Source organism: Paenibacillus sediminis (genome assembly GCF_017873765.1).
GTDB classification, from domain to species: domain Bacteria; phylum Bacillota; class Bacilli; order Paenibacillales; family Paenibacillaceae; genus Paenibacillus_AG; species Paenibacillus_AG sediminis.
Genome location: NZ_JAGGKP010000002.1, coordinates 29,804 through 51,519, shown reverse-complemented (window position 1 = coordinate 51,519; position 21,716 = coordinate 29,804). Strand labels below are relative to the sequence as shown.

General features: G+C 45.0%; 13 protein-coding genes. 10 read left to right on the top strand and 3 right to left on the bottom strand.

Annotated features, from left to right (window positions below; translation table 11 throughout):
• Positions 1-33: 33 nt before the first annotated feature.
• Together J2Z20_RS07390 and J2Z20_RS07385 are read left to right on the top strand one after the other, a co-directional pair.
• On the top strand, positions 34-1,326 hold the full coding sequence (locus J2Z20_RS07390; RefSeq protein WP_209847535.1) for a PDZ domain-containing protein: 1,293 nt from the start codon (positions 34-36) through the stop codon (positions 1,324-1,326).
• A gap of 152 nt (positions 1,327-1,478) precedes the next feature.
• Positions 1,479-3,962: an S-layer homology domain-containing protein gene (locus J2Z20_RS07385; RefSeq protein ID WP_209847533.1), complete on the top strand. Its 2,484-nt coding sequence runs from the start codon at positions 1,479-1,481 to the stop codon at positions 3,960-3,962.
• Positions 3,963-4,028: 66 nt separating this feature from the next.
• Here the strand turns inward: J2Z20_RS07385 and J2Z20_RS07380 are convergent, their stop codons facing one another.
• Both J2Z20_RS07380 and J2Z20_RS07375 read right to left on the bottom strand, forming a co-directional pair.
• Positions 4,029-4,823 carry a flagellar motor protein MotB gene (locus tag J2Z20_RS07380; RefSeq protein WP_209847531.1) on the bottom strand — a complete coding sequence of 265 codons (795 nt, stop codon included), beginning with the start codon at positions 4,821-4,823 and terminating at the stop codon, positions 4,029-4,031.
• A complete protein-coding gene (locus J2Z20_RS07375; RefSeq protein WP_209847528.1) occupies positions 4,807-5,610 on the bottom strand; it encodes a flagellar motor protein in 804 nt (267 codons plus the stop codon). Before J2Z20_RS07375 ends, J2Z20_RS07380 begins: the two co-directional genes overlap by 17 nt.
• 231 nt (positions 5,611-5,841) lie before the next feature.
• Here J2Z20_RS07375 and uvrB point away from each other — a divergent pair, with 231 nt between their 5' ends.
• Both uvrB and uvrA read left to right on the top strand, forming a co-directional pair.
• Positions 5,842-7,836 carry an excinuclease ABC subunit UvrB gene (gene uvrB / locus J2Z20_RS07370; protein WP_209847525.1) on the top strand — a complete coding sequence of 665 codons (1,995 nt, stop codon included), beginning with the start codon at positions 5,842-5,844 and terminating at the stop codon, positions 7,834-7,836.
• A gap of 12 nt (positions 7,837-7,848) precedes the next feature.
• Positions 7,849-10,707 carry an excinuclease ABC subunit UvrA gene (gene uvrA, locus J2Z20_RS07365; RefSeq protein WP_209847522.1) on the top strand — a complete coding sequence of 953 codons (2,859 nt, stop codon included), beginning with the start codon at positions 7,849-7,851 and terminating at the stop codon, positions 10,705-10,707.
• Between the two features lie 91 nt (positions 10,708-10,798).
• On the opposite strand, the gene J2Z20_RS07360 is transcribed toward uvrA, so the two are convergent.
• A complete protein-coding gene (locus tag J2Z20_RS07360) occupies positions 10,799-12,421 on the bottom strand; it encodes a nitrite/sulfite reductase (protein ID WP_209847519.1) in 1,623 nt (540 codons plus the stop codon).
• A gap of 292 nt (positions 12,422-12,713) precedes the next feature.
• On the opposite strand from J2Z20_RS07360, the gene J2Z20_RS07355 reads away from it, so the two are divergent.
• From J2Z20_RS07355 to galU, 6 genes are all read left to right on the top strand, one after another.
• A complete protein-coding gene (locus J2Z20_RS07355; RefSeq protein ID WP_209847516.1) occupies positions 12,714-12,926 on the top strand; it encodes a hypothetical protein in 213 nt (70 codons plus the stop codon).
• Between the two features lie 169 nt (positions 12,927-13,095).
• Positions 13,096-14,232: a S1C family serine protease gene (locus J2Z20_RS07350; protein WP_415640009.1), complete on the top strand. Its 1,137-nt coding sequence runs from the start codon at positions 13,096-13,098 to the stop codon at positions 14,230-14,232.
• Between the two features lie 24 nt (positions 14,233-14,256).
• Positions 14,257-16,143, top strand: coding sequence for a copper amine oxidase N-terminal domain-containing protein (locus J2Z20_RS07345; protein WP_209847513.1), 1,887 nt, complete (start codon positions 14,257-14,259; stop codon positions 16,141-16,143).
• Positions 16,144-16,314: 171 nt separating this feature from the next.
• A complete protein-coding gene (locus J2Z20_RS07340) occupies positions 16,315-18,828 on the top strand; it encodes a U32 family peptidase (RefSeq protein WP_209847510.1) in 2,514 nt (837 codons plus the stop codon).
• 190 nt (positions 18,829-19,018) lie between these two features.
• A complete protein-coding gene (locus tag J2Z20_RS07335; protein WP_209847507.1) occupies positions 19,019-20,674 on the top strand; it encodes an alpha-amylase family glycosyl hydrolase in 1,656 nt (551 codons plus the stop codon).
• A gap of 124 nt (positions 20,675-20,798) precedes the next feature.
• Positions 20,799-21,692 carry a UTP--glucose-1-phosphate uridylyltransferase GalU gene (gene galU / locus J2Z20_RS07330; protein ID WP_209847504.1) on the top strand — a complete coding sequence of 298 codons (894 nt, stop codon included), beginning with the start codon at positions 20,799-20,801 and terminating at the stop codon, positions 21,690-21,692.
• Positions 21,693-21,716 lie beyond the last annotated feature (24 nt).

Here is a 21,716-nt window from a genome sequence, read left to right as displayed (position 1 = left end):
TTTTTTCTTTTCTTTAAGGAGTGTGATTTGAATTTGGAAACAGCTTTAGAATGGTTGTGGAACATCACTGAAGGATTGATTCTGCTGCTGACGCAGCCGTTTTATTATATCGCTATATTGTTTATTATTTTGCAGTATCGCAGGCAAGTCGTTCTAGAGCGCAAATTGTTTCATGTTCGGCTTCACGGCTGGGGGCAGCAAACTTGGCGAACTTTTGTCAGCGGACTCGCCTCCGGCATTTGCGTTTCACTCGTTATGGTGTTTCTAGGTATTTCGCTTACAACAGAAGCTATTATACTTATTTGGGTCATATCTCTTATATTGATGTTATTCCGGGTTCGCTACTTATGTTTTGCATATACGATTGGACTGCTTGGTGTCATTCAAGCGGTGCTCGGATGGTTGCCTGAACCCAATGCAAGCGGTGTGATTGGATCCATCATCGATACGATAGCAGGACTCGACATTCCAGCGCTGCTAGTGCTTGTTGCTCTGCTGCATATCGCAGAAGCAGTTCTCGTACGCGGGCAAGGTGCTTCGTTTGCCGGACCCTTATTTTACGAAGGCAAGCGGGGTAAATTGGTGGGTGGCTATCAGATGCAGAGCTTCTGGCCTGTACCGCTCTTCCTGCTTATACCTGCGCAAACTACAGGCAGTTTATTGCCGTGGACTCCGCTCTTTGGCGGAGCAGGGTGGAATAACGGGTTTACGCTCATGGCGCTCCCCGTTCTTATTGGTTTTACGGAAATGACGCAAAGTATGCTGCCAAGAGAGAAGACAAGGCTTACTTCAAAGCGGCTTTTGCTCTACAGTATTGTACTGCTCGTCTTAGCACTGCTATCGCATTGGTGGAGCCCGCTCATCATAGGAGCGTCGCTTGCATCTTTCGTACTGCATGAATTGCTCGTATGGTTAGCTGGGCTCGAAGAGCAGTCTAAGAGCCCGATATTTGTTCATCCTGCTCAAGGACTTCGCGTTCTCGCGGTCCTTCCGGGCAGCCCTGCTGCCGAATTAGGCATATCTGCAGGGGAGACGATCCGTAAAGTGAACGGAATGGCAGTTAACAATAAGGAACAATTGCATCTTGCACTTCGTTCTAATTCCGCGTTCTGCAAGTTGGAAGTGCAGAACGTACAGGGTGAGCTTAAATTTCTGCAGCGTGGTATTTATGCAGGAGAGCATCATCAACTGGGCATCATTCTAGCTCCGGATGACGATGCAGAAGCGGCGGTTAGAACGAGACCGATGAGCATTTTTAATATGTTACTGCCGTCTGAGAATAGATCAAAAAAATCATCTGAGAGGCTGACGAATACAGAAATTTAATTACGAATAATCCAGACACTCATATTAAAATATAGAGTGTCTTTTTTATCCAATAATTGTAATTATGTAAATTATTGTTTAGAACGTGAAGTAAAATAATGGTAATATATTAGTTGAATTTGTCAATTTATAGGTTTCCGAGGGGGAATTTGATGAAAAAGTGGCTAAGCAATGGTCTGGCAGTCTTGTTACTAAGCAGTTCACTTTCGGCAGGAACGGTAGCTTACGCAGATAATGATCCACAACCAGCTAGTACAACAGAGATACATAACGTTCAAAATGCACCAACAAAAGCACCTGAATTTAAGGATGTTGCTAATCACTGGGCTAAAGATGCTGTAGATCGTTGGAGCAGCAGAGGTGTCGTCAATGGTTCGTCAGCGAATAAGTTTGAACCCAATAAGCAAATTACTCGCAGTGAATGGGTGTCACTATTAAATCGGACATTTCAGTTCCAAACAAATGCAGAAGTAATCTTTACGGATGTAAGTAGTAATAAATGGTATACGCAGGACGTGAAGACAGCAGCAGCTTCGGGATATATTAAAGGATTTGAGGATGGAACCTTTAAACCTGAGGCACCGATCACTCGTGAAGAAGCTGCCGTTACATTGGCATCTATTTTGAAGCTTTCTCAAGGAGCGGGACAAGCTCCTACTTTTAAAGATCAATCTCAAATTGCTGGATGGAGTCAAGATCAAGTTGCAGAGGTTGTACAAATAGGGATCATGAAGGGATACTCTGATCAAACTTTTCAACCCAATAAGTCTTTAACACGTGCTGAAGCCGTATCTGTACTTGACCGTGCAGCAGATGTCTATGGTGCTTGGTATGGTGAAGCTGGAACATTCGGCCCAAAATATGGAATTCAAGAGGAAAAGGGCAGTGTCATTATTAATAAGACAGGTGTAACGCTCCAGAACACGGACATTGCTGGTGATTTAATTATTGGTAAAGGCGTAGGTCAGGGAGACGTTTATCTCCAAAATGTTACCGTACACGGCAATACCTATGTATATGGCGGCGGGGAACACAGCGTACATTTAGACAATGTAACCATGGTGAAAGTAATTGTAAATAAGAAAGATGGTACCGTTCGACTTGTTGCCGAAGGTAATTCTTCTATTCAAGAAGTGACAGTGAACACGGGTGCAAATTTAGACGTATCTAAAGGGGTATCCGTTAATAAAGTAACGTTGACTAATGAACTGCCACAACAATCAACAGTACGCTTGAATGGATATTTTAACACAGTAAATGTCGAGGCATTTAGTATCGCCCTTCATATTCCTGAAGGTTCAATTGATAATTTGAATATTAGCGATACGGCTACAGGTACAACAGTGGATACTGGTAAAGAAGCGTCCATTTTATCATTGGTATTGAACGCAGCTGCTAAAGTTATTGGGTTAGGCAGCATTGATAAAGCAACGATCAATTCTAAAGATGTTTCTTTCGAACAAGCACCGAAATATGTATCCTTAGGTGATAAAGTACCAAGTAACGTAAAGGTAAATATTGGCAATAATGATGTTGAAGCTGGCAACATTAATCCTCCTGCAGCTGCTACAGCGCCTAGTACAGGAAGTACGAGTGTGTCTAGTGACAGTGGCTCAAACAGTGGCTCAAACAGTGGTTCGAATAGTGGTTCAACGAACAGTGGGAATAACAGCGGCAACCAAGGTAATACGGACGAAGGGTTGTTGGGCCCTGTTTCTATTGAATCCGATGTTGTAACCGTCGGAGAAGCAGTCTATTTTACAAGTCCAAGTAACGGGATTGCATATTTTGCAAGCCAACAAATTCCACCTGATTTAAACACGTTAAATCTTGCTGTTCAAAGTGGAGAAGTATTAAAGAAAGAAGTTAAGGCAGGAGAACGGAACTTCTTTTTAACTAGCGAACTGAATATTCAATATCCAGAAAATGAATTCAGAATTTCGTTGTATGAGATTAATAGTAATAGTAATTATTATTATAATTCATCTGTAATTTCTGTTACTGACGAGAGTAGCCCTTTAACGCAAAATCCTATTATTATGGAATATGGAACTGAGCCGGAATATTTTGTTCTTAAATATAATCGAAAAATCAAACTTGTTCCGGGAAAATCTACAGGGGACATTGTACAAGTAGTACTCGAAAACGGAAGTGTAGAACCGTTTACGAACGCTCTAGGTACAGTGGAAATTGATGGGACTAAAGTTTATATTAAACCTACGGACCCGTCTCAACTAGGTAAGAATTTTAAATTCCGAGTACAGGCGGATTCGATACAAACCGTCACTAATAATCAAGAACAGAATGTAGAATATACAACGGGCCCTATGAATTTGTTAGTAAAAATTGAATTAGTTTCTCCGGCAGTTAGCAACCAAGCTAAAGTTAAAATCGGTGATCTTATTGAATTCAAAGTAGCTGATGGCACTACCGTCTATTTAGTTCCAGAATATGTATCAGGATCCCAACAAACTTTTGATGACATAGTAACCGATGGTTGGGGTAAAAAAGTAGATGTTCTCAGCGCTCAAGCCAATCAAACAGTCTCAATTCCGACAGATAATTTGGCACCAGGCAAGTATTATCTATTGGCTTGGGGTGGGCGTGCAATCTACAATATTGAACTTGTTCAATAATTTTTTAAATATATAATATTCTATTACCATAACAAAAAGCCCGCCAATTTTACGGCGGGCTTCTATTTATTTCTGCAACTGTCTTAACACGATAATCTCAACACGGCGATTCTTTTGTCTTCCTTGCTCAGTAGAGTTGTCACTTGCAGGGTGCGTATCTGCATAACCAGCGTATTGAAACTTAGTTGGATCGAGCTTCTCGTGGTCAATGAAGTAGCGGAGTACCGATAGCGCGCGTGCTCCGGACAATTCCCAATTGTCTTTATATTTGGATGCATATACGATCGGAAGATTATCGGTATGACCTTCGATGCTAATCGTAGCATCTAATTTTGCGAACAACGATGCTAATTTTTTAAGAGTTGGCTCCGAGACAGGTTTTAGATCCGCTTTACCTTGATCGAACAGAAATTGATCACTTAGTGTAATCATAATACCTTTGGGCTCGTCCGAAACAAATACTTTGCTCTCTAGTTTATTCAATTGAATATACTGTTCAATCATCTTCATCAGTTCTTTTAGCTGCTCTTCCTGTTTGCGAAAAGCCAACTCGCGCTCAGAGAGCTCGTCTGCTCCATCTTTTGCTTTAGATATCTCTGTTGTCGGTGGATTTTTGAATGTATGTACATCTGCAGAACCCGTAATTCCGGACCCTTTTTCAAGAATGGAGTCGCCGTTTTTAAAGGTATGTTGGAGCGACCGTGTAATCACCTTATATTTCTCGGCATCGATCCTGCTCATGGCAAACATTAAGATGAAGAAAATGAGCAGCAGCGTAATTAAATCGGCATAAGTGATGAGCCAGCGGTCTTTAGAGTCTCCGTGATGTACTTTGCCCTTGCGGCTATTTCGCTGTCTCATTCCATTCCCTCCTCACCAGTGGTGAAAAAGAATCTTTTTCCGGCGATTTGTCCGCGAACGTCATGAGCTTTTTACGAATGAGAATTGGATTTTCACCATTTTGTACGGAAAGTACACCTTGGAGAATCATTTCTAAATGCTGCAATTCCTCTTGGCTTCGTTCTTTAATCTTCGAGGCAATCGGCAGAAAGATCAGGTTGGCGCTTGCCACACCATACAGAGTTGCTGTGAAAGCCACAGCGATGGCTGGTCCGAGCTGAGTCGGATCGGTTAAGCTGCTAAGTACGTGAATGAGACCCATAACGGTACCGATAATCCCCATTGTAGGAGCGTATCCGCCTGCGGATTCAAAAATTTTGGCATATCCCTCATGCTTAGCTTCTTCTTTATCAATCTCAAGCTCCAGAAGCTCCTTCACGAGCGCTTGATCGGTGCCGTCTACGACTAACCCAATCCCTTCTCTGACGAAGTCGTTAGGGTGATTGTTAGCAACTCTCTCTAACTCAAGAACACCGGCACGACGAGCTGTAGTCGCCATATTAACGAGATCATTAATGAGGGATTCATGATCGATTTCTTGACGGCCAAACGCCATCCGCAGCGCTGCAGGAATCGTTCTAAGCTTCGAGGCGGGGAAACTAATGATGACCGCTGCAATTGTACCGCCGAATACGATCAGGGCAGCCGTTGCTTGCATTAATCCGCCGAACTGACCGCCTTCCCATAGAAATCCTCCAATAAGGGCCGCAAGTCCAAAAATAAGACCTGCAATAATAGTGATATCCATTTGATTAAGCCACTCCCATCTGTTGACATTTCGTTTGCATCCATCATTTGAAAAAGGTATAATGTATGGGAACAAACATTCCTATAGAATGTAAATTTATTCTAATGTTTATGATAGTTATATTATTGATGATAAATAGATGGTGAAGCCGTAAATCCCTTTTATTATTATCGGGAAATTTCGGCATTTTGTTTACTAAATATATTTTAACGGTGAGGGAGATTTTGGGCAATGAACGATATTGTTGTCAGTTCCAAAAAGTTTGAGCTCGTTTCTGATTTTGCCCCTCAAGGAGACCAGCCCAAAGCGATTGAGCAGCTTGTCGAAGGTGTCCGTCAAGGGAAAAGACATCAGACATTGCTCGGAGCGACGGGGACAGGGAAGACCTTTACGATTGCGCAGACGATTGCCAAGCTGAATCGGCCTACGCTTGTCATTGCGCATAACAAGACATTGGCGGCACAGCTCGCTAGTGAGTTTAAGGAGTTTTTCCCGAACAACTCCGTCGATTATTTTGTCAGCTATTATGACTACTATCAACCAGAGGCTTATATCCCGTCTTCTGATACTTATATTGAGAAGGATTCCAGCATTAACGAAGAGATTGATAAATTGCGTCACTCCGCGACGAGCGCATTGTTTGAGCGGCGCGATGTTATTATTGTAGCGAGTGTATCTTGCATCTATGGTCTCGGGTCACCGCAAGAATACGGCAGTTTGCTCTTGTCTTTGCGAGTTGGGATGGAGAAGCCCCGCAATCAAATATTAAGCCGGCTTGTCGATATTCAATATCAGCGCAACGACATTAATTTCGTGCGGGGTACTTTTCGTGTGCGCGGTGATGTCGTAGAAATTTTCCCGGCTTCCAATAGTGAGCACGCGATTCGAGTTGAATTTTTCGGGGATGAAATCGAACGCATCACAGAAATTGATGTCCTTACAGGTGAATTGATAGGTGAGCGAGAGCATGTTGCCATCTTCCCTGCATCTCACTTTGTTACGCAAGAGGAAACGATGCGCGTAGCTCTGAAGAACATTGAGCGAGAGCTCGAAGAGCGGCTCGAGTATTTCCGTTCACAAGGGAAACTGCTGGAAGCGCAGCGCTTAGAGCAGCGAACACGCTATGATATCGAAATGATGAAGGAAATCGGATTTTGCTCCGGAATCGAGAACTATTCTGGACCGCTGACATTCCGTGAACGGGGAGCAACACCCTATACGCTGCTGGATTACTTCCCGGATGATATGCTCGTAGTCATCGACGAATCACATGTAACATTGCCGCAAATTCGCGCAATGTATAACGGGGACCAAGCGCGTAAGACGGTGCTTGTAGAGCACGGTTTCCGTCTTCCTTCTGCACTCGATAACCGCCCGCTGAAGTTCGAGGAATTCGAGGAGAAGGTAAGCCAAGCGATCTATGTATCTGCAACGCCTGGACCTTATGAACTGGAGCATTGTGATACGATGGTTGAGCAAATTATCCGTCCTACGGGATTGCTCGATCCGGTGATCGAAGTTCGCCCAACGAAAGGGCAAATCGACGATCTTATTGGGGAAATCCGCGAACGTACGGCGAAAGATGAACGTGTACTCGTGACGACGCTGACGAAGAAAATGGCGGAGGATTTAACCGATTATTTGAAAGAGGTCGGCATTAAGGTTAAATATCTTCATTCTGATATTAAGACGCTTGAACGGATTGCACTGCTTCGTGACTTACGGCTTGGAACATACGATGTTCTTGTCGGCATCAACTTGCTGCGCGAAGGGCTCGACTTGCCGGAAGTGTCACTTGTAGCTATCTTGGATGCTGATAAGGAAGGGTTCCTCCGTTCCGAACGTTCGCTCATCCAGACGATTGGACGCGCAGCGCGGAACGCGGAAGGATTCGTTATCATGTATGCAGATCATATTACGGAATCGATGGATAAAGCGATCAAAGAGACCGCTCGCCGCCGCAAGATTCAGATGGCTTACAATGAAGAGCATGGGATTACTCCGCAGACGATTAAGAAGAAAGTCCGGGATGTCATTGAGGCAACGAAAGTGGCTGAAGCGAAGACTGACTATTTGACAGGTACCGATGTCGAGAAGCTGTCGAAGAAAGATCGTCAGTCGATGATAGCGCGTCTCGAAGTCGAAATGAAAGAAGCCGCGAAGAACTTGCAGTTTGAACGTGCGGCTGAATTGCGTGATGCTATATTGGAGCTCAAGGCAGAGTAGGAGATGAGAGGATTGGCCACTGAGAATATTGTCATTAAAGGTGCGAGAGCACACAATTTGAAAAATATCGATATTACGATCCCTCGAGACCGCTTCGTCGTGCTAACCGGACTTAGCGGTTCAGGTAAATCATCATTGGCATTTGATACCATTTATGCAGAAGGACAGCGGCGTTACGTAGAGTCGCTGTCTGCATATGCTCGCCAGTTTCTAGGACAAATGGAGAAGCCTGACGTGGATTCCATCGAAGGTCTGTCCCCTGCAATTTCGATCGACCAGAAAACAACGAGCCGCAACCCGCGTTCTACCGTCGGTACGGTTACCGAGATATATGATTATTTGCGGCTTTTGTTTGCCCGCATCGGTCATCCTCATTGCCCTGAACATGGAATCGAGATTACATCGCAGACCGTAGAGCAAATGGTAGACCGGATTATGCAGTATCCTGAACGTACAAGGCTGCAAATATTAGCGCCAGTTATTTCTGGGCGTAAGGGCGAGCACAAAAATGTGCTTACGGATATCGCGAAGCAAGGGTTCGTCCGCGTCCGTGTGGACGGTGAGCTTCGTGACTTGTCCGAAAATATTGAACTGGAGAAAAATAAAAAGCATACGATCGAAGTGGTCGTCGACCGTATCGTCATTAAAGAAGATGTAGAGCCGCGTCTGGCAGATTCTATTGAGACTGCGCTTAAGTTGTCAGGCGGTCAAATTCTAGTCGATATTATTGGCCAGGAAGAGCTGCGTTTTAGCTCGAATTTTGCTTGTCCAATTTGTGGCTTCAGTATGGAAGAATTGTCGCCTCGGATGTTCTCCTTCAACAGCCCATTCGGCGCTTGTCCAGAGTGCGATGGACTAGGTGTCAAAATGATTGTCGATCCAGATTTACTTGTACCTGATCAAGAGAAAAGCATTGAAGAAGGTGCATTTGAAGCATGGGCTGGCAGCACATCCAATTACTATCCGCAATTTCTGAAATCGGTGTGCGAGCATTACAACATTCCGCAGGACGTACCGGTATCACAGCTGACACCTGATCAAATGGAGAAGCTCCTTTATGGGACAGGTGATCAGAAGATTCGTTTTCATTATGAAAATGATTTCGGACAAAGAAAAGAAGCGCTTGTAACGTTTGAAGGAATTATTCCGAATTTGGAACGACGCTATCGCGAGACAGCTTCGGAAGGGATTCGTGAATTTATTGAAGGCTTCATGAGTGCTAAGCCTTGTGATGTATGTAAAGGTCACCGTCTGAAGAAGGAAGTTCTAGCCGTTACGATTAATGATAAGAACATGGCTTATGTGACAAGCCTGTCCATCGGAGATGCTCAAGATTTCTTTAGCAATTTAGAGCTTACTGAGAAGGAACGTGCGATTGCCAATTTAATTCTCAAAGAAATCAATAGCAGACTTGGATTCCTTGTTAATGTAGGGCTCGACTATTTGACGCTTAGCCGTGCTGCCGGCACGTTATCCGGCGGTGAAGCTCAGCGTATTAGATTAGCGACGCAGATCGGATCGAGCTTAATGGGCGTGCTGTACATTTTGGACGAGCCAAGTATCGGTCTTCATCAGCGGGATAATGACAGGCTCATCTCCACGCTTGAACATATGCGCGATTTAGGGAACACACTGATTGTCGTTGAGCACGATGAAGATACGATGATGGCTGCGGACTATATTATTGATATTGGGCCGGGTGCAGGTATTCACGGGGGAACTGTCGTTGCCCAAGGAACGCCTGGGGAAATTATGAAAGATGCCAATTCGATTACCGGTCAATATTTAAGCGGACGTAAGTTCATCCCTGTCCCTGAGAAGCGCCGAGCTACGGATGACCGCTGGCTTGAAATTCGCGGTGCGAAAGAGAACAACTTGAAGAACATCAACGTGAAAATACCTATTGGTGTATTTACAGCAGTTACTGGGGTATCAGGCTCTGGTAAATCCACATTAGTAAACGAAATTTTGTATAAGACGCTTGCCCGCGATTTGAATAAAGCGAAGGTACGTCCAGGGCAGTATAAGGAAATTAAGGGGCTTGAACATATTGAGAAAGTGGTCGATATCGATCAATCTCCAATCGGGCGCACACCGCGCTCCAACCCTGCTACCTATACAGGTGTGTTCGATGATATTCGCGACATATTCGCTCAAACGAATGAAGCGAAAATTCGTGGATATAAGAAGGGCCGTTTCAGCTTTAACGTTAAGGGAGGACGCTGCGAGGCATGCCGCGGGGATGGTATCATTAAAATTGAGATGCACTTCCTTCCTGATGTATATGTACCATGTGAAGTATGTAAAGGGAAACGATACAATCGCGAAACGCTTGAAGTGAAATACAAAAACAAAAATATCGCTGAAGTGCTTGAAATGACGGTGGAGGATGCGACTGAATTTTTCAAGAACATTCCGCGTATCCATCGCAAGCTGCAAACATTGCTTGATGTTGGACTTGGCTACGTCAAGCTCGGCCAGCCAGCGACAACACTTTCAGGCGGGGAAGCGCAGCGTGTGAAGCTTGCTTCTGAATTGTATCGCCGCAGTACAGGTAAAACGATGTATATTTTGGACGAACCGACTACCGGACTACACGTCGCAGATACCGACAGACTGCTTCAGGTACTCCATCGACTCGTTGATTCAGGCGAATCGGTGCTTGTCATTGAGCATAATCTCGATGTCATCAAGACAGCCGACTACATTATCGATATGGGGCCGGAAGGCGGCAGCGGCGGCGGCACAGTCATCGCATCAGGTACGCCTGAGGACATTGTGAAGGTAGATCAATCTTACACAGGCCGCTACTTAAAACCAATTCTTGAACGCGATAAACAGCGTGCCAAGCAGTTAGAACTTAAGCATTAATAGTTTCTATGGCCACGCCAATACAAAAAGAGTACATCGAATCTTACATGAAGATCGATGTACTCTTTTTGTATAAAGTTGGTATATTCGATTAAGACGCAATACCTGCTGCAAGGATATTGTCTAGTTTCTCTTGGAATGCTGGTACGCCCACACGTTCAACGAAATGGAAGAAGCTCTCCTCAGGATGACGTTGTTCCTTGTAGAACAGAATCAATTGTTCCAACACTTGAGCAACTTGATCGCCTTTGACACGGCCTTTCAAAGCTTGATTGAATTTGGCATTTGGACCAAGTGCTCCTCCGACAGCAATGTCGAAAGCGTCGACCATGCCATCTGGCGTCTTCACTAGTGCACCTTGCAGACCAATATCCGCAATATGCTTCTGGCCGCATGCATTCGGGCAACCGATAAAGTGGATGCGTACTTTCTCATCGAGCTGTACGTGATCGTCCAAATATTGAGCGACTAGCTCGGCGCGCTTCTTCGTTTCAACGATAGCCAGATTACAAAATTCATTGCCTGTGCAAGAAACGGTCCGGCTCATGAAATGCTTAGGGTTCGGCGTTAGACGTTCAAGTACGGGTGCTTGCAGAACCTCATTCACTTTAGCATCTGGAATGCCGCTTAGGATAATGTTTTGTGACATGGTTGTGCGGATTTTCCCGTCGCCGTATTGATCTGCCAAATCAGCAAGCTGAAGCAGTTCATCCGAATTCAGACGTCCTACAGGTACATTAAGTCCAATATAATTTAATCCTTCTTGTTTTTGCGGATGAACGCCGTCGAAGTAAGCAGCTTGCCAGCCTACCGTCTTGTCTTCACCGCGGGTAGGAAGCTCGCCGATCAATTCTACGAGTTTCTCTTTGAATTTCTCAGGGCCCCAATCGGCAACGAGGAATTTCAAACGAGCGTGGTGACGTTTCTCGCGATATCCGTAATCACGGAAAATCGTTGTCACGCCAACAGCAACTTTCAGTACTTCTTCCGGACGAACAAAAATATCTAGTGATTTAGCTAAGTGAGGTTTGGCAGAAAGTCCGCCGCCAACCATGACATGGAACCCGATCACTTCTTGACCATCAATCACTTTAACCGCAGGTGTGAACGAAAGGTCATTGATTTCCGCTTGTGCGTTATTGTAAATATTCGAGGAAATCGACATTTTATATTTACGAGGCAAGTTCGAGAAATCACGGTTTAACATGAAAAACGTATTTACTTCCTCTACAATTTCGGACGTATCGATGAGCTCATATTTATCAATCCCTGCCAGAGGGTTACCGACAATCGTCCGAGGGCAGTCGCCGCAAGCTTCATAAGAGTACAGACCTACATCTTCAAGGCGCTGAAAAATATCAGGCAAATTCTCAACTCGTAACCAGTGAAACTGGATCGCTTGACGCGTCGTGACATCGATGAGATTACGTCCATACAGTTGAGCTATCGTTGCTAGAGCACGCGCTTGTGCCGTCGTCATAATGCCTGTGTTGATGCGGACGCGCATCATGAAGTGACCGTCTTTCGGTTTTTGCTGGTATACACCAGCCCATTTGAAACGGTCCATATCATCAGCAGGGATGGAATCGTAGCCTTCTTTTGCATATTTTTCGATAATGGTACGGATGACATCAAGTCCGTCTTTTTCTAATTTTACAAATTCGAATTTATTTAATTTATCTGGGTCTGCGATCCAAATCGGTTCATATGCCATGTTAAAACCTCCCCTTAGTAAATAACTGTAATAATTCCGACAAAATAACTATGATATTATTAATGATCGTATCATATTTCTATATCAGCGTAAACGAAAGAGTGTGCAAATAGTTATTAGAATTGTTTATGAATATTCAAAATGAAATTAATAAATGAAAAAAAACGATAATTGATGAACTTTTTAAGACAATTGTAAATTTTTGCAGTTTAGGTCTTGCATCTAGACGACTGGAAAGATAAAGTAGAAAGAGATATGTAATTTGACCGAAGTTAAAAGAGGAGGTCCCACCATGTTATTGGCAGAAGCGGCTCAATCCACATCCACCTTTAGTTTTTTTGATATTATTATGCTGCTTTTTACTGTAATTATCTTTATCGGAGTATATCGCCTGATGGGTACTAGCGGCAAAAAGAATTATTTTGCAATTGGATTTGGAATCGTTAGTTTGCTAGTCTTCTTGTTTTCCGATTTCATTATGATTAAGGGCTGGTTTTTTAGTTAATCCCAAAGAATACATAACGTATAAAGAGACAGCTTATTCGCATAGGGCGAAGGAGTTGTCTTTTTTTTGTTGTGGATGGAGCTAAACAAATGTATATGATTGGCAGATATATTATGATAGATTAGTAATAATTTCATAGACTTATAGATGGAGAGGACCGGGTGAGCGTGTGAGAACAGTTGCGAAAAAAGCAGTAATGACTCTGATTGCCATAGCACTCAGCGTAAGCGGAGGTATTAGTGCAGCAGCAGAAAGCGCAGGAACAGCACTTAAAGCCAAAGTGATAAATGGAGAAGTGTATGTTAAAGCGGCGGATGCCGTTCAGGCTCTTGGCGGACAAGGTACATACGACAGCTCTACAGGTACATATAAAGTAATTGCACAGGATCCTGTCCCGCAAGTAGTCAAAAATGTATCACCATCAGTCGTAGGTATTATCGGTAAACCCGTTGACTCTTCTGATGAACAGTCTAACCGATATGATTTAGCTCACGGTACGGGTGTCATTATCAAATCTGATGGGTGGATTGTAACCAATGCTCATGTCATTGATGGTCTATCGAATACGATTGTGGTCACTTCAGATGGCAAAACCTATCAAATTACGAAAGCATACAGCGACACCGTAAGTGACCTTGCGATTATCAAAATTAATGCTAAAAATTTAAAACCGGCTAAATTCGTATCTTCGATCGATCAAGTGCAAGTGGGAGAAAAGGTGATTGCCATCGGAACACCCATCTCGTTCTCGCTTCGCAATTCGGCAACCGTAGGAGTTATAAGCGGACTTAACCGAGCGCTCGATGCATCATACAAGCTGATTCAGACGGATACGGCAATAAATCCGGGGAACAGCGGCGGGCCGCTTGTTAATTTAAAGGGTGAGGTAGTCGGTATCAACACGATGAAATATTCGGCAGTCGGTATTGATAACTTAGGATTCTCGATTCCAGCGAACACGGTTCAGTACGTGATTAATCAATATTTTAAATATGGAGAAGTGAAACGAGCGAGTCTGGGACTTGGATTGGAAGAAAGCTGGTCAGCGTTAGTGGGCTTGCCGAATGCAGATCCAATGACGATCTCGGACGTGAACTCCTCTGAAGCGCAGAAGGCGGGCATTACCGAGGGTGACGTATTGTACAGTATAGATGGAAAATCGGTAACATCCGTAGTCGACGTAAATGAACTGCTTAAGGGTTATCTGCCAGGACAAAAGGTGAAGCTCGTCATTGAATCTGGCGGCGATATCGTTACACGCAGCTTGACACTGGTGCAAGATCATTCTTCATCACAAGACAAATAACAAGGTAAAGGGGTAACCGCTCAGATGAATACGGCACGCAAGATGGGTATTAGCATTGTGGCTCTATTGCTCGTTCTGTCCTATATCGTACTTCCGGTATCAGCAGATTCTAGCGCTCAGAATACTGCAATCATTAAAATAGGAAGCGGGTCAGCCGAAATTAACGGGACCAAAGAAACGATTGAGAAGCCCTATATCGATCACGGAGTGACGATGGTTCCGCTCGCTCTTTTCAAAAAAGCATTCGGTACCCAAACGAAGCTGGAAAACGGTAACGTCGTTAAAGTTCTCTACAGCTCACATACTATTTCCATGACGATAGGCAGCAACGTGGCTTGGGTTGACGGGAATAAAGTGAAGTTAGAAGCTGCGCCTAGAATGGTGTCAGATACTCTTATGGTTCCACTTCGGCTTATCGCAGAAAATATCGGTGCATCTATTAAAGTATCTAGCGATGGATGGATTACGATTGGGCTTGGCGCTTCTTCAGAAGAAGCAGCAAAGGGGACATCAGGAATTGATAGCGACGTGGGCAAGAAGAAGGTAGGGAACAGCTACTATCAGTGGTCTATGAATTATCCGGCTGAGCTTGTTATTGAAAAAGGAACAGACGAAAGTAAAGTCATCATGAGTGAAGCGGAAGGCTCCTATTACGTTCAAGTGGGAGTCACCCCTCAAGAAGTAGCGCTTAGTGTGGATGATCTACTGTATCAAGCGGTAGAACAAGCAATCGATATGGGAGGTACTATTGTACACCGTGAAACATTCCCACAAGCGAAAGTGCCTTACGCTAGAGTTGTTGTAAAAGATGGAAGCGGAGCGTTCTGGGAACTTAGACAATACTATGATCATGAACAGTTATATTCGGTCTTTCTCGTTGACGTTGAAGCGGTCAATTATAAAGATTTGAATCAATTTAACAGTTTATTAGGTTCATTTACGACTTCGTTTAACAAAGCAGATCGATCGATCAAAGATCTATCGACGGTTGTAGATGGCATGCATGCTGTCCTGCTTTCTGATTATGGAATGATGTTCTCCATCCCCGCCGAGTGGCACATCGATAACGAGAATATGTATTATGAAAGTCCGGAAGGCTCCTCTTTGAAAGTGGCAGTTTCATCTGCTCCGAAGGGTGAGACTTTAAGCGGTTGGAAGAAACAAATGGATCAGTGGCTGCAGGAGACGTATGTTCAAACGGCATATCGTACTGTGGATATGTATTCTTTTGATGTAGCGGGTCAACCGGCACTTATTAACGAAATTCAATATAATGTTGGTGATGGCTGGACAACGGAGTACGATGTATATTTGCAGGCTAAAGGATACCGTTATAAATTCATATATTCCGTTCCAGAAGGTCAAGAAACAGATAAGGATAAGTTCAGACAAATTATGAAATCTGTAAAAATTGCCTTTAACATCGTTCCTAACAACTTTGGTTATTTAGTAGATGATTCGCTTATTGTAGATAAGACCAAATCAACAATAGTCGCCTCGAAAACATATCGTTATAAACTGAACATTCCTACTTATTGGACAGCTGGATATGGCAACTTTGACGGTAATTTGGATTATCAATTTATCGGCGGCGGATTTTCACTTACCGCAGATGAAGACAGCACGTATGAGCAGACGGTGGCTAGAGTTAAAGAGAGTTATACGGGCACGTATGGAAGCAGCTCCAAACTGGAAAAAGTCGAGCAGTCTACTTTCGCTGGCGTTCCCGCCACCGTATTTACGGCAAGCGGAGTGAAAAAGCGTATTCCCTACACAGAGGAAATCATTGTTTTCTCTAATAACGGGGTCAATTACACTATTTATACTTCAATAAATGACGCGAACCGTACGGATGCGCAGCTGCAGGCGATCGACAGAACGCTTAAGTCATTTGAATTCTATAAAAAATAAATGAGATGTAAACCACGTTGTCTATTGGCAGCGTGTTTTTTCTCATCTGGTGATATGGAATGGTTGGAAAGGGTAGAGTCTGGACAGAATGTCTGTTAAAATAGTTTAGTTACCAAATGATATGGATGATCATGAAAACGAGACTTAATAGATAGCGATTTGGGAGGATATATGAACAACAAAACGCTTCGCAGAGAAGATGTCGAGCTGCTCGCTCCAGCCGGCGATTGGGATTGTATGCGGGCAGCCGTAGCGAACGGTGCTGATGCGATCTTTTTTGGTGTGGAAAAATTTAATGCCAGAGCGCGCGCGAACAACTTCCGTATGGATGAACTGCCAGAAATTATGGCCTTTCTGCACAGCTATGGTGTGAAAGGGTTTCTGACGTTTAATATTTTAGTGTTCGAAGATGAGCTTGCGGATGCGAAGGAACTGATTGATGCTTGTATCGATGCAGGCGTTGATGCGGTGATCGTACAGGATCTTGGCCTCGTGAAGCTGATTCGTGAAATTTCACCGGATTTTCCGATTCACGGTTCTACGCAAATGACGATTACGTCGCCTGAAGCGGTGGAATTTACGAAGCCGTTCAACATGGAGCGGGTTGTACTTGGCCGGGAAAATAACCTAAAACAGATCAAAACGATTGGTGATCAAGCGAAACTTCCTATGGAAGTATTCGTGCATGGTGCGCTGTGCGTATCGTATTCTGGACAGTGCTTAACATCCGAAATGTGGGGCGGACGCTCTGCGAACCGCGGGGAATGTGCGCAAGCATGCCGCTTACCGTACGATTTGATTGTGGATGGTGAGCAGAAGGTCATGGGAGATGTTGCGTACCTTCTCTCACCTAAAGATCTGGCCGCAATTGATATTATGCCTCAGCTCATCGAAGCGGGCGTAACCTCCTTTAAAATTGAAGGACGACTGAAAAGTCCTGAATATGTAGCGAATGTCGTAAGCAAATATCGCAAAGCGATTGATCGTTATTTCGATGGCGATACTTCCGCTCCTTCTAAAGAAGAAGTGCGTGAATTGCAGCAAAGCTTCTCACGCGGCTTCACGCATGGTTTCTTGGAAGGAACGAATAACAAGAAGCTCGTGGAAGGAACATTTCCGAAGAGCCGCGGTGTGTATGTTGGCCGTGTAGAACAAGTGCTGCGCGACGGCGTCGTATGTAAGATTGAAGCGCCTCTGAAACGCGGCGATGGCATCGTGTTCGACGCAGGCGATCCGACGAAGAAGGAAGAGGGCGGACGCATTTATGATTTGCGCCGTAAAGGAGTTAAGATCGAAGGCGAGGCTGAAGAGAACTGGATTGTCGACATCGTGCCAGGACGAAGCGATGTTGATTTGCGCCGCGTTCATGTGGGCGACCGTATCTGGAAGACGAACGATCCGGCGCTCGATAAACGTCTGCGCCAGACTTATGAGACAGATAAGCCGTACCGCGTGTTCCCTGTACATGTGAAAGTGTTGGGTAATCCAGGACAACCGCTGATTACATGGTGGACGGACGTGCAGAAAGGAACGACGGTACGCGTCGACTCCGAATTGGAGCTTGAACTCGCGAAGAAGCGCCCGATGGATGTGGCGCTGCTTGAAGAGCAGTTCGGTCGCCTGGGCGGCACGATCTTCCAGCTGGAACAGCTGGATGCGGACCTGCATGGCGACATTATTTTGCCGATCCGCGAGCTGAACAATATCCGCCGCCGTGCAGTGGATATGCTCGCTGGCGAGCGGCCGAAGCCGCCCGTATATGTAAAACGGGCGGTAGAGGTGTACGGCGATGTGGTGCGTAGCACGCAGCCGGTTCGGCGCGGTGAAGCGAAGCTGACCGCGCTTTGCCGCAGCCTCCCGCAGGTGGAGGCTGTCATTCAGACGAATGTCGAGCTGATTTACGCCGACTTCGAATTTATTAAGCAGTTCCCGGCAGCGGTAGAGATGGTTCATCAAGCAGGGAAGAAGATTGCGCTCGTTACACCGCGTATTCATATGCCGGGCGAGAACGGGTACCACAACAACATCCTGCGTTTGAAGCCGGATGCGGTACTTGTTCGGAATACCGGAGCGCTCTACTTCTACTTGCGCTACCGCATGGAACATCCGAACGAGCCGTTCCCAGAGCTCATTGGTGATTTCTCTCTGAATATTGCCAACCATAAGACGGTAGACTTGTTCCTTGAGTCCGGTCTAGATAAAGTAACACCTTCATATGACCTCAATATTCAGCAAATGGTTGACCTGCTGCGTCATAGCCGGACATCCGAGATGGAGATTGTGATCCATCAGCATTTGCCAATGTTCCATACGGAGCACTGCGTGTACTGTACGTTCCTAAGTGAAGGAACAGACTACACGAACTGCGGCCGTCCTTGTGAGTCGCATCGTGCGTCCTTGCAAGACCGCATCGGTATGTCTCATCCTGTTCGTGTAGACGAAGGTTGCCGTAATACGGTATATAACGCGATTGAACAATCGGGTGCTGAGTACTTGACTCAATTTATGGAGCTGGGCGTACCTAGCTACCGTGTAGAATTCTTGGAAGAGACACCAGAGCAAGTGCTTCAGGTTATTGATCTGTATACTCGTGCGCTGCGCGGTGAAATTAGCGGAACACAAGTATGGAAGACGCTGAAAGCGACGAACCAACTGGGTGTTACGCGCGGCCAGCTAGTGAAATAATGAGATAGTTGAAATAAACATGTTAGGGCTGTTCCCTTTCTGTTCTGCGCAATGGTGCAGATTAGGAGGGAATGGCCTCTTTTTATTCGCACTCCTGATTTCTTATGCATATATTAAGATACATAATACTCTGAAAGCGATTCCGTATATTCGTAGTCTTAAGAGTAGAATCAAAAAGGAGGGTGGTGTGATGCCCCATTCTTATGATGACGTGATGGTCATTCTGATGATTCTATGTTTTGTCATATTTGGTATTCCGTATGCGCTTAGGATGAAAGAGACAGGACGGATTGGATTTGATGAACATGATACGATTTATCAAGTAATGGTCGATCGGTTCTATGATGGTGACCCATCGAATAATGCGACTGGTCCTGCAATTCGGTACGCTGAGGAGTGCGAGGAAGATTTTCGCTATATGAAGGGTGGAGACTGGCAAGGGGTTATTGATAAATTAGATTATATAGAGCGTATGGGGTTTACGGCGATTTGGATTTCACCGGTTGCCGAGCCGCAAATGCTTAGCCGGGACAATGGCGGAACGGGCAGAAATACAGCATATCACGGGTACAACATGAAGGATCCGAACCGGGCTAATCCATACTTCGGGACGAAGGAGAAGCTGAAAGAACTAGTCGATCAAGCTCATACCAGAGGGATGAAGATCATTATTGATGTCGTTCCGAATCATGTCGGGGACTATTTGCTCGGTACGAACGCGTATTATGATCAAGGAGATTTACAGCCAGCGCCGCCATTTAATAATCCCGATTGGTATCATCACTATGGAGATTTGGATTGGAGCTTAGTGGAGGGGAATTACTCGCAGTGGGCACAGGATTATATCGAATGTCACGACCTGAGCGGTTTAGACGATATTGATCATGATCATCCCGAGGCAAAGCAGGCAATTTTCGACTCTATTAAAGGTTGGATCGATTATACAGGCGCAGATGCTGCGCGGGTAGATGCGGCTAAAATGATGCGTCCTTCCGTTGTGAGAGATTTGGAGCAGCATTTAGGGGTACCTACTTTCAGTGAAGTGCTGGATTACCATCCGCCGTTCATCGCTCAGTGGGTTGGTCCAGATGGAGGATGGGGATTACTAGATTTCCCCCTGCTCAGGGAAGTGGTTAGCAGCTTTGCTTATGGAGAATCGTTTGAGAGGACGCTGAAGTGGCTCTTTGCTCAAGATTATGTCTATCAAGGGAACGAACAGCGTATGGTCACGTTTATTGATAATCATGACCGCAATCGTTTCCTGACGGAAGCAGGAGGAGACGTGCGCAAGCTGCAAAATGCGCTTACTTTTATTTTTATGGCGCGAGGCATACCTGCCATCTTCCAAGGAACGGAGCAGAACAAGGGCAATGCCCATGGGCAGCTCGTCAGTGGGGGTGCGGCAGATACATGGAACCGTTGGTCGATGGTGAAGCGGGATGCCGAAGGCAGAGTGCTCGAAGATTATTTTAGACAGGATACAGATACGTATCAACATATTGCTGAGCTGAACGAGATTCGCAGAACTTATGAGGCGCTCCGGACGGGCAAGCAAAGAGAGATGTGGGCCTCTCAGCACTTGTATGCTTTTTCCCGGCGTGTAGAGAATGGATGGCTAGAAGGGCAAGAGGTCATTGCGGTGTTCAGTAATTCCGACATCGAGCAGACAGAAGTAATACCTCTTCGTGCGGAAAGCAGTCTTCCTGCGGGAATGATGCTGAATAATGTATTCAATCCGTCTGATCAGATCGTTATCGAGCAGGGCGGTGTAACAGGCAGGCAGCTGAGGGTGAGAGTCGAAGCGCATTCGGCAAAGGCATATGTGGTCACAAGGAATAATCCTTAAGCATGAGAGCGTAAGGATTATTTTCTTTGTTGAGTAATGTTATCTTCTCTGGCGTCGTGTATAATATTTCCTGAATAGAATACATACATAGAGTTACAGCACTGATTAAGGAGTCGTTTCTTACATGAAAATACGTAAAGCGATCATTCCCGCTGCAGGACTCGGTACTCGCTTCCTCCCAGCAACGAAGGCAATGCCGAAGGAAATGCTGCCTATCGTCGATAAGCCCACCATTCAATATATTATTGAAGAAGCGGTAGCTTCAGGAATTGAAGATATCATTATCGTGACGGGTAAAGGAAAGCGGGCAATCGAGGACCATTTCGACTATTCATTTGAGCTGGAACATAATTTGCAGGAAAAGCAAAAATGGGACCTTCTTCATGAGGTTCGCAAGTCATCAGAGATGGCTGATATTCATTACATACGTCAAAAAGAACCAAAAGGGCTTGGGCATGCGATCTGGTGCGCCCGCAAATTTATCGGCGATGAGCCGTTCGCTGTGCTGCTCGGTGACGACATTGTTGAATCTGACGTGCCGTGCCTTAGGCAGATGATGGATGTGTACGAAGAGCAACATGCTACGATTATTGGTGTTCAGCCCGTCCCATGGGAAGATGTGTCGCGTTATGGGATTGTGGACGGCACAGCTGTGAATGAGCGGCTCCACCTGAGTAAGCAATTAGTAGAGAAGCCGAAACCAAACGAAGCCCCTTCTAATATGGCTATTATGGGACGATACATATTAACGCCGCGTATTTTCGATTTACTGGGAGAGCAGCGTGAAGGCGTAAATGGCGAAATACAGCTGACCGATGCTCTTTCGAGGTTAGCTGAACATGAATCCATCTTTGCCTATCATTTTGACGGAGTGCGTCATGATGTTGGGGAGAAGCTTGGATTTATTCAGACGACGATTCATTATGCGCTTCAGCATGATGAATTAAGAGACAACTTGCTGGAATATATGAAACGAAGATTAGCGGAAGAAACGAACAAAAAATCGGCCTCTCACTAAGATAAAATCAACCTGTTGTTACGT

Bases quoted from the DNA above. Each gene is read 5' to 3' on its own strand.
- J2Z20_RS07385 (WP_209847533.1), top strand. From the start codon at position 1,479: ATGAAAAAGTGGCTAAGCAATGGTCTGGCAGTCTTGTTACTAAGCAGT.
- J2Z20_RS07380 (WP_209847531.1), bottom strand. From the start codon at position 4,823: ATGAGACAGCGAAATAGCCGCAAGGGCAAAGTACATCACGGAGACTCT.
- J2Z20_RS07375 (WP_209847528.1), bottom strand. From the start codon at position 5,610: ATGGATATCACTATTATTGCAGGTCTTATTTTTGGACTTGCGGCCCTT.
- uvrB (WP_209847525.1), top strand. From the start codon at position 5,842: ATGAACGATATTGTTGTCAGTTCCAAAAAGTTTGAGCTCGTTTCTGAT.
- J2Z20_RS07360 (WP_209847519.1), bottom strand. From the start codon at position 12,421: ATGGCATATGAACCGATTTGGATCGCAGACCCAGATAAATTAAATAAA.
- J2Z20_RS07355 (WP_209847516.1), top strand. From the start codon at position 12,714: ATGTTATTGGCAGAAGCGGCTCAATCCACATCCACCTTTAGTTTTTTT.
- J2Z20_RS07345 (WP_209847513.1), top strand. From the start codon at position 14,257: ATGAATACGGCACGCAAGATGGGTATTAGCATTGTGGCTCTATTGCTC.
- J2Z20_RS07340 (WP_209847510.1), top strand. From the start codon at position 16,315: ATGAACAACAAAACGCTTCGCAGAGAAGATGTCGAGCTGCTCGCTCCA.
- J2Z20_RS07335 (WP_209847507.1), top strand. From the start codon at position 19,019: ATGCCCCATTCTTATGATGACGTGATGGTCATTCTGATGATTCTATGT.
- galU (WP_209847504.1), top strand. From the start codon at position 20,799: ATGAAAATACGTAAAGCGATCATTCCCGCTGCAGGACTCGGTACTCGC.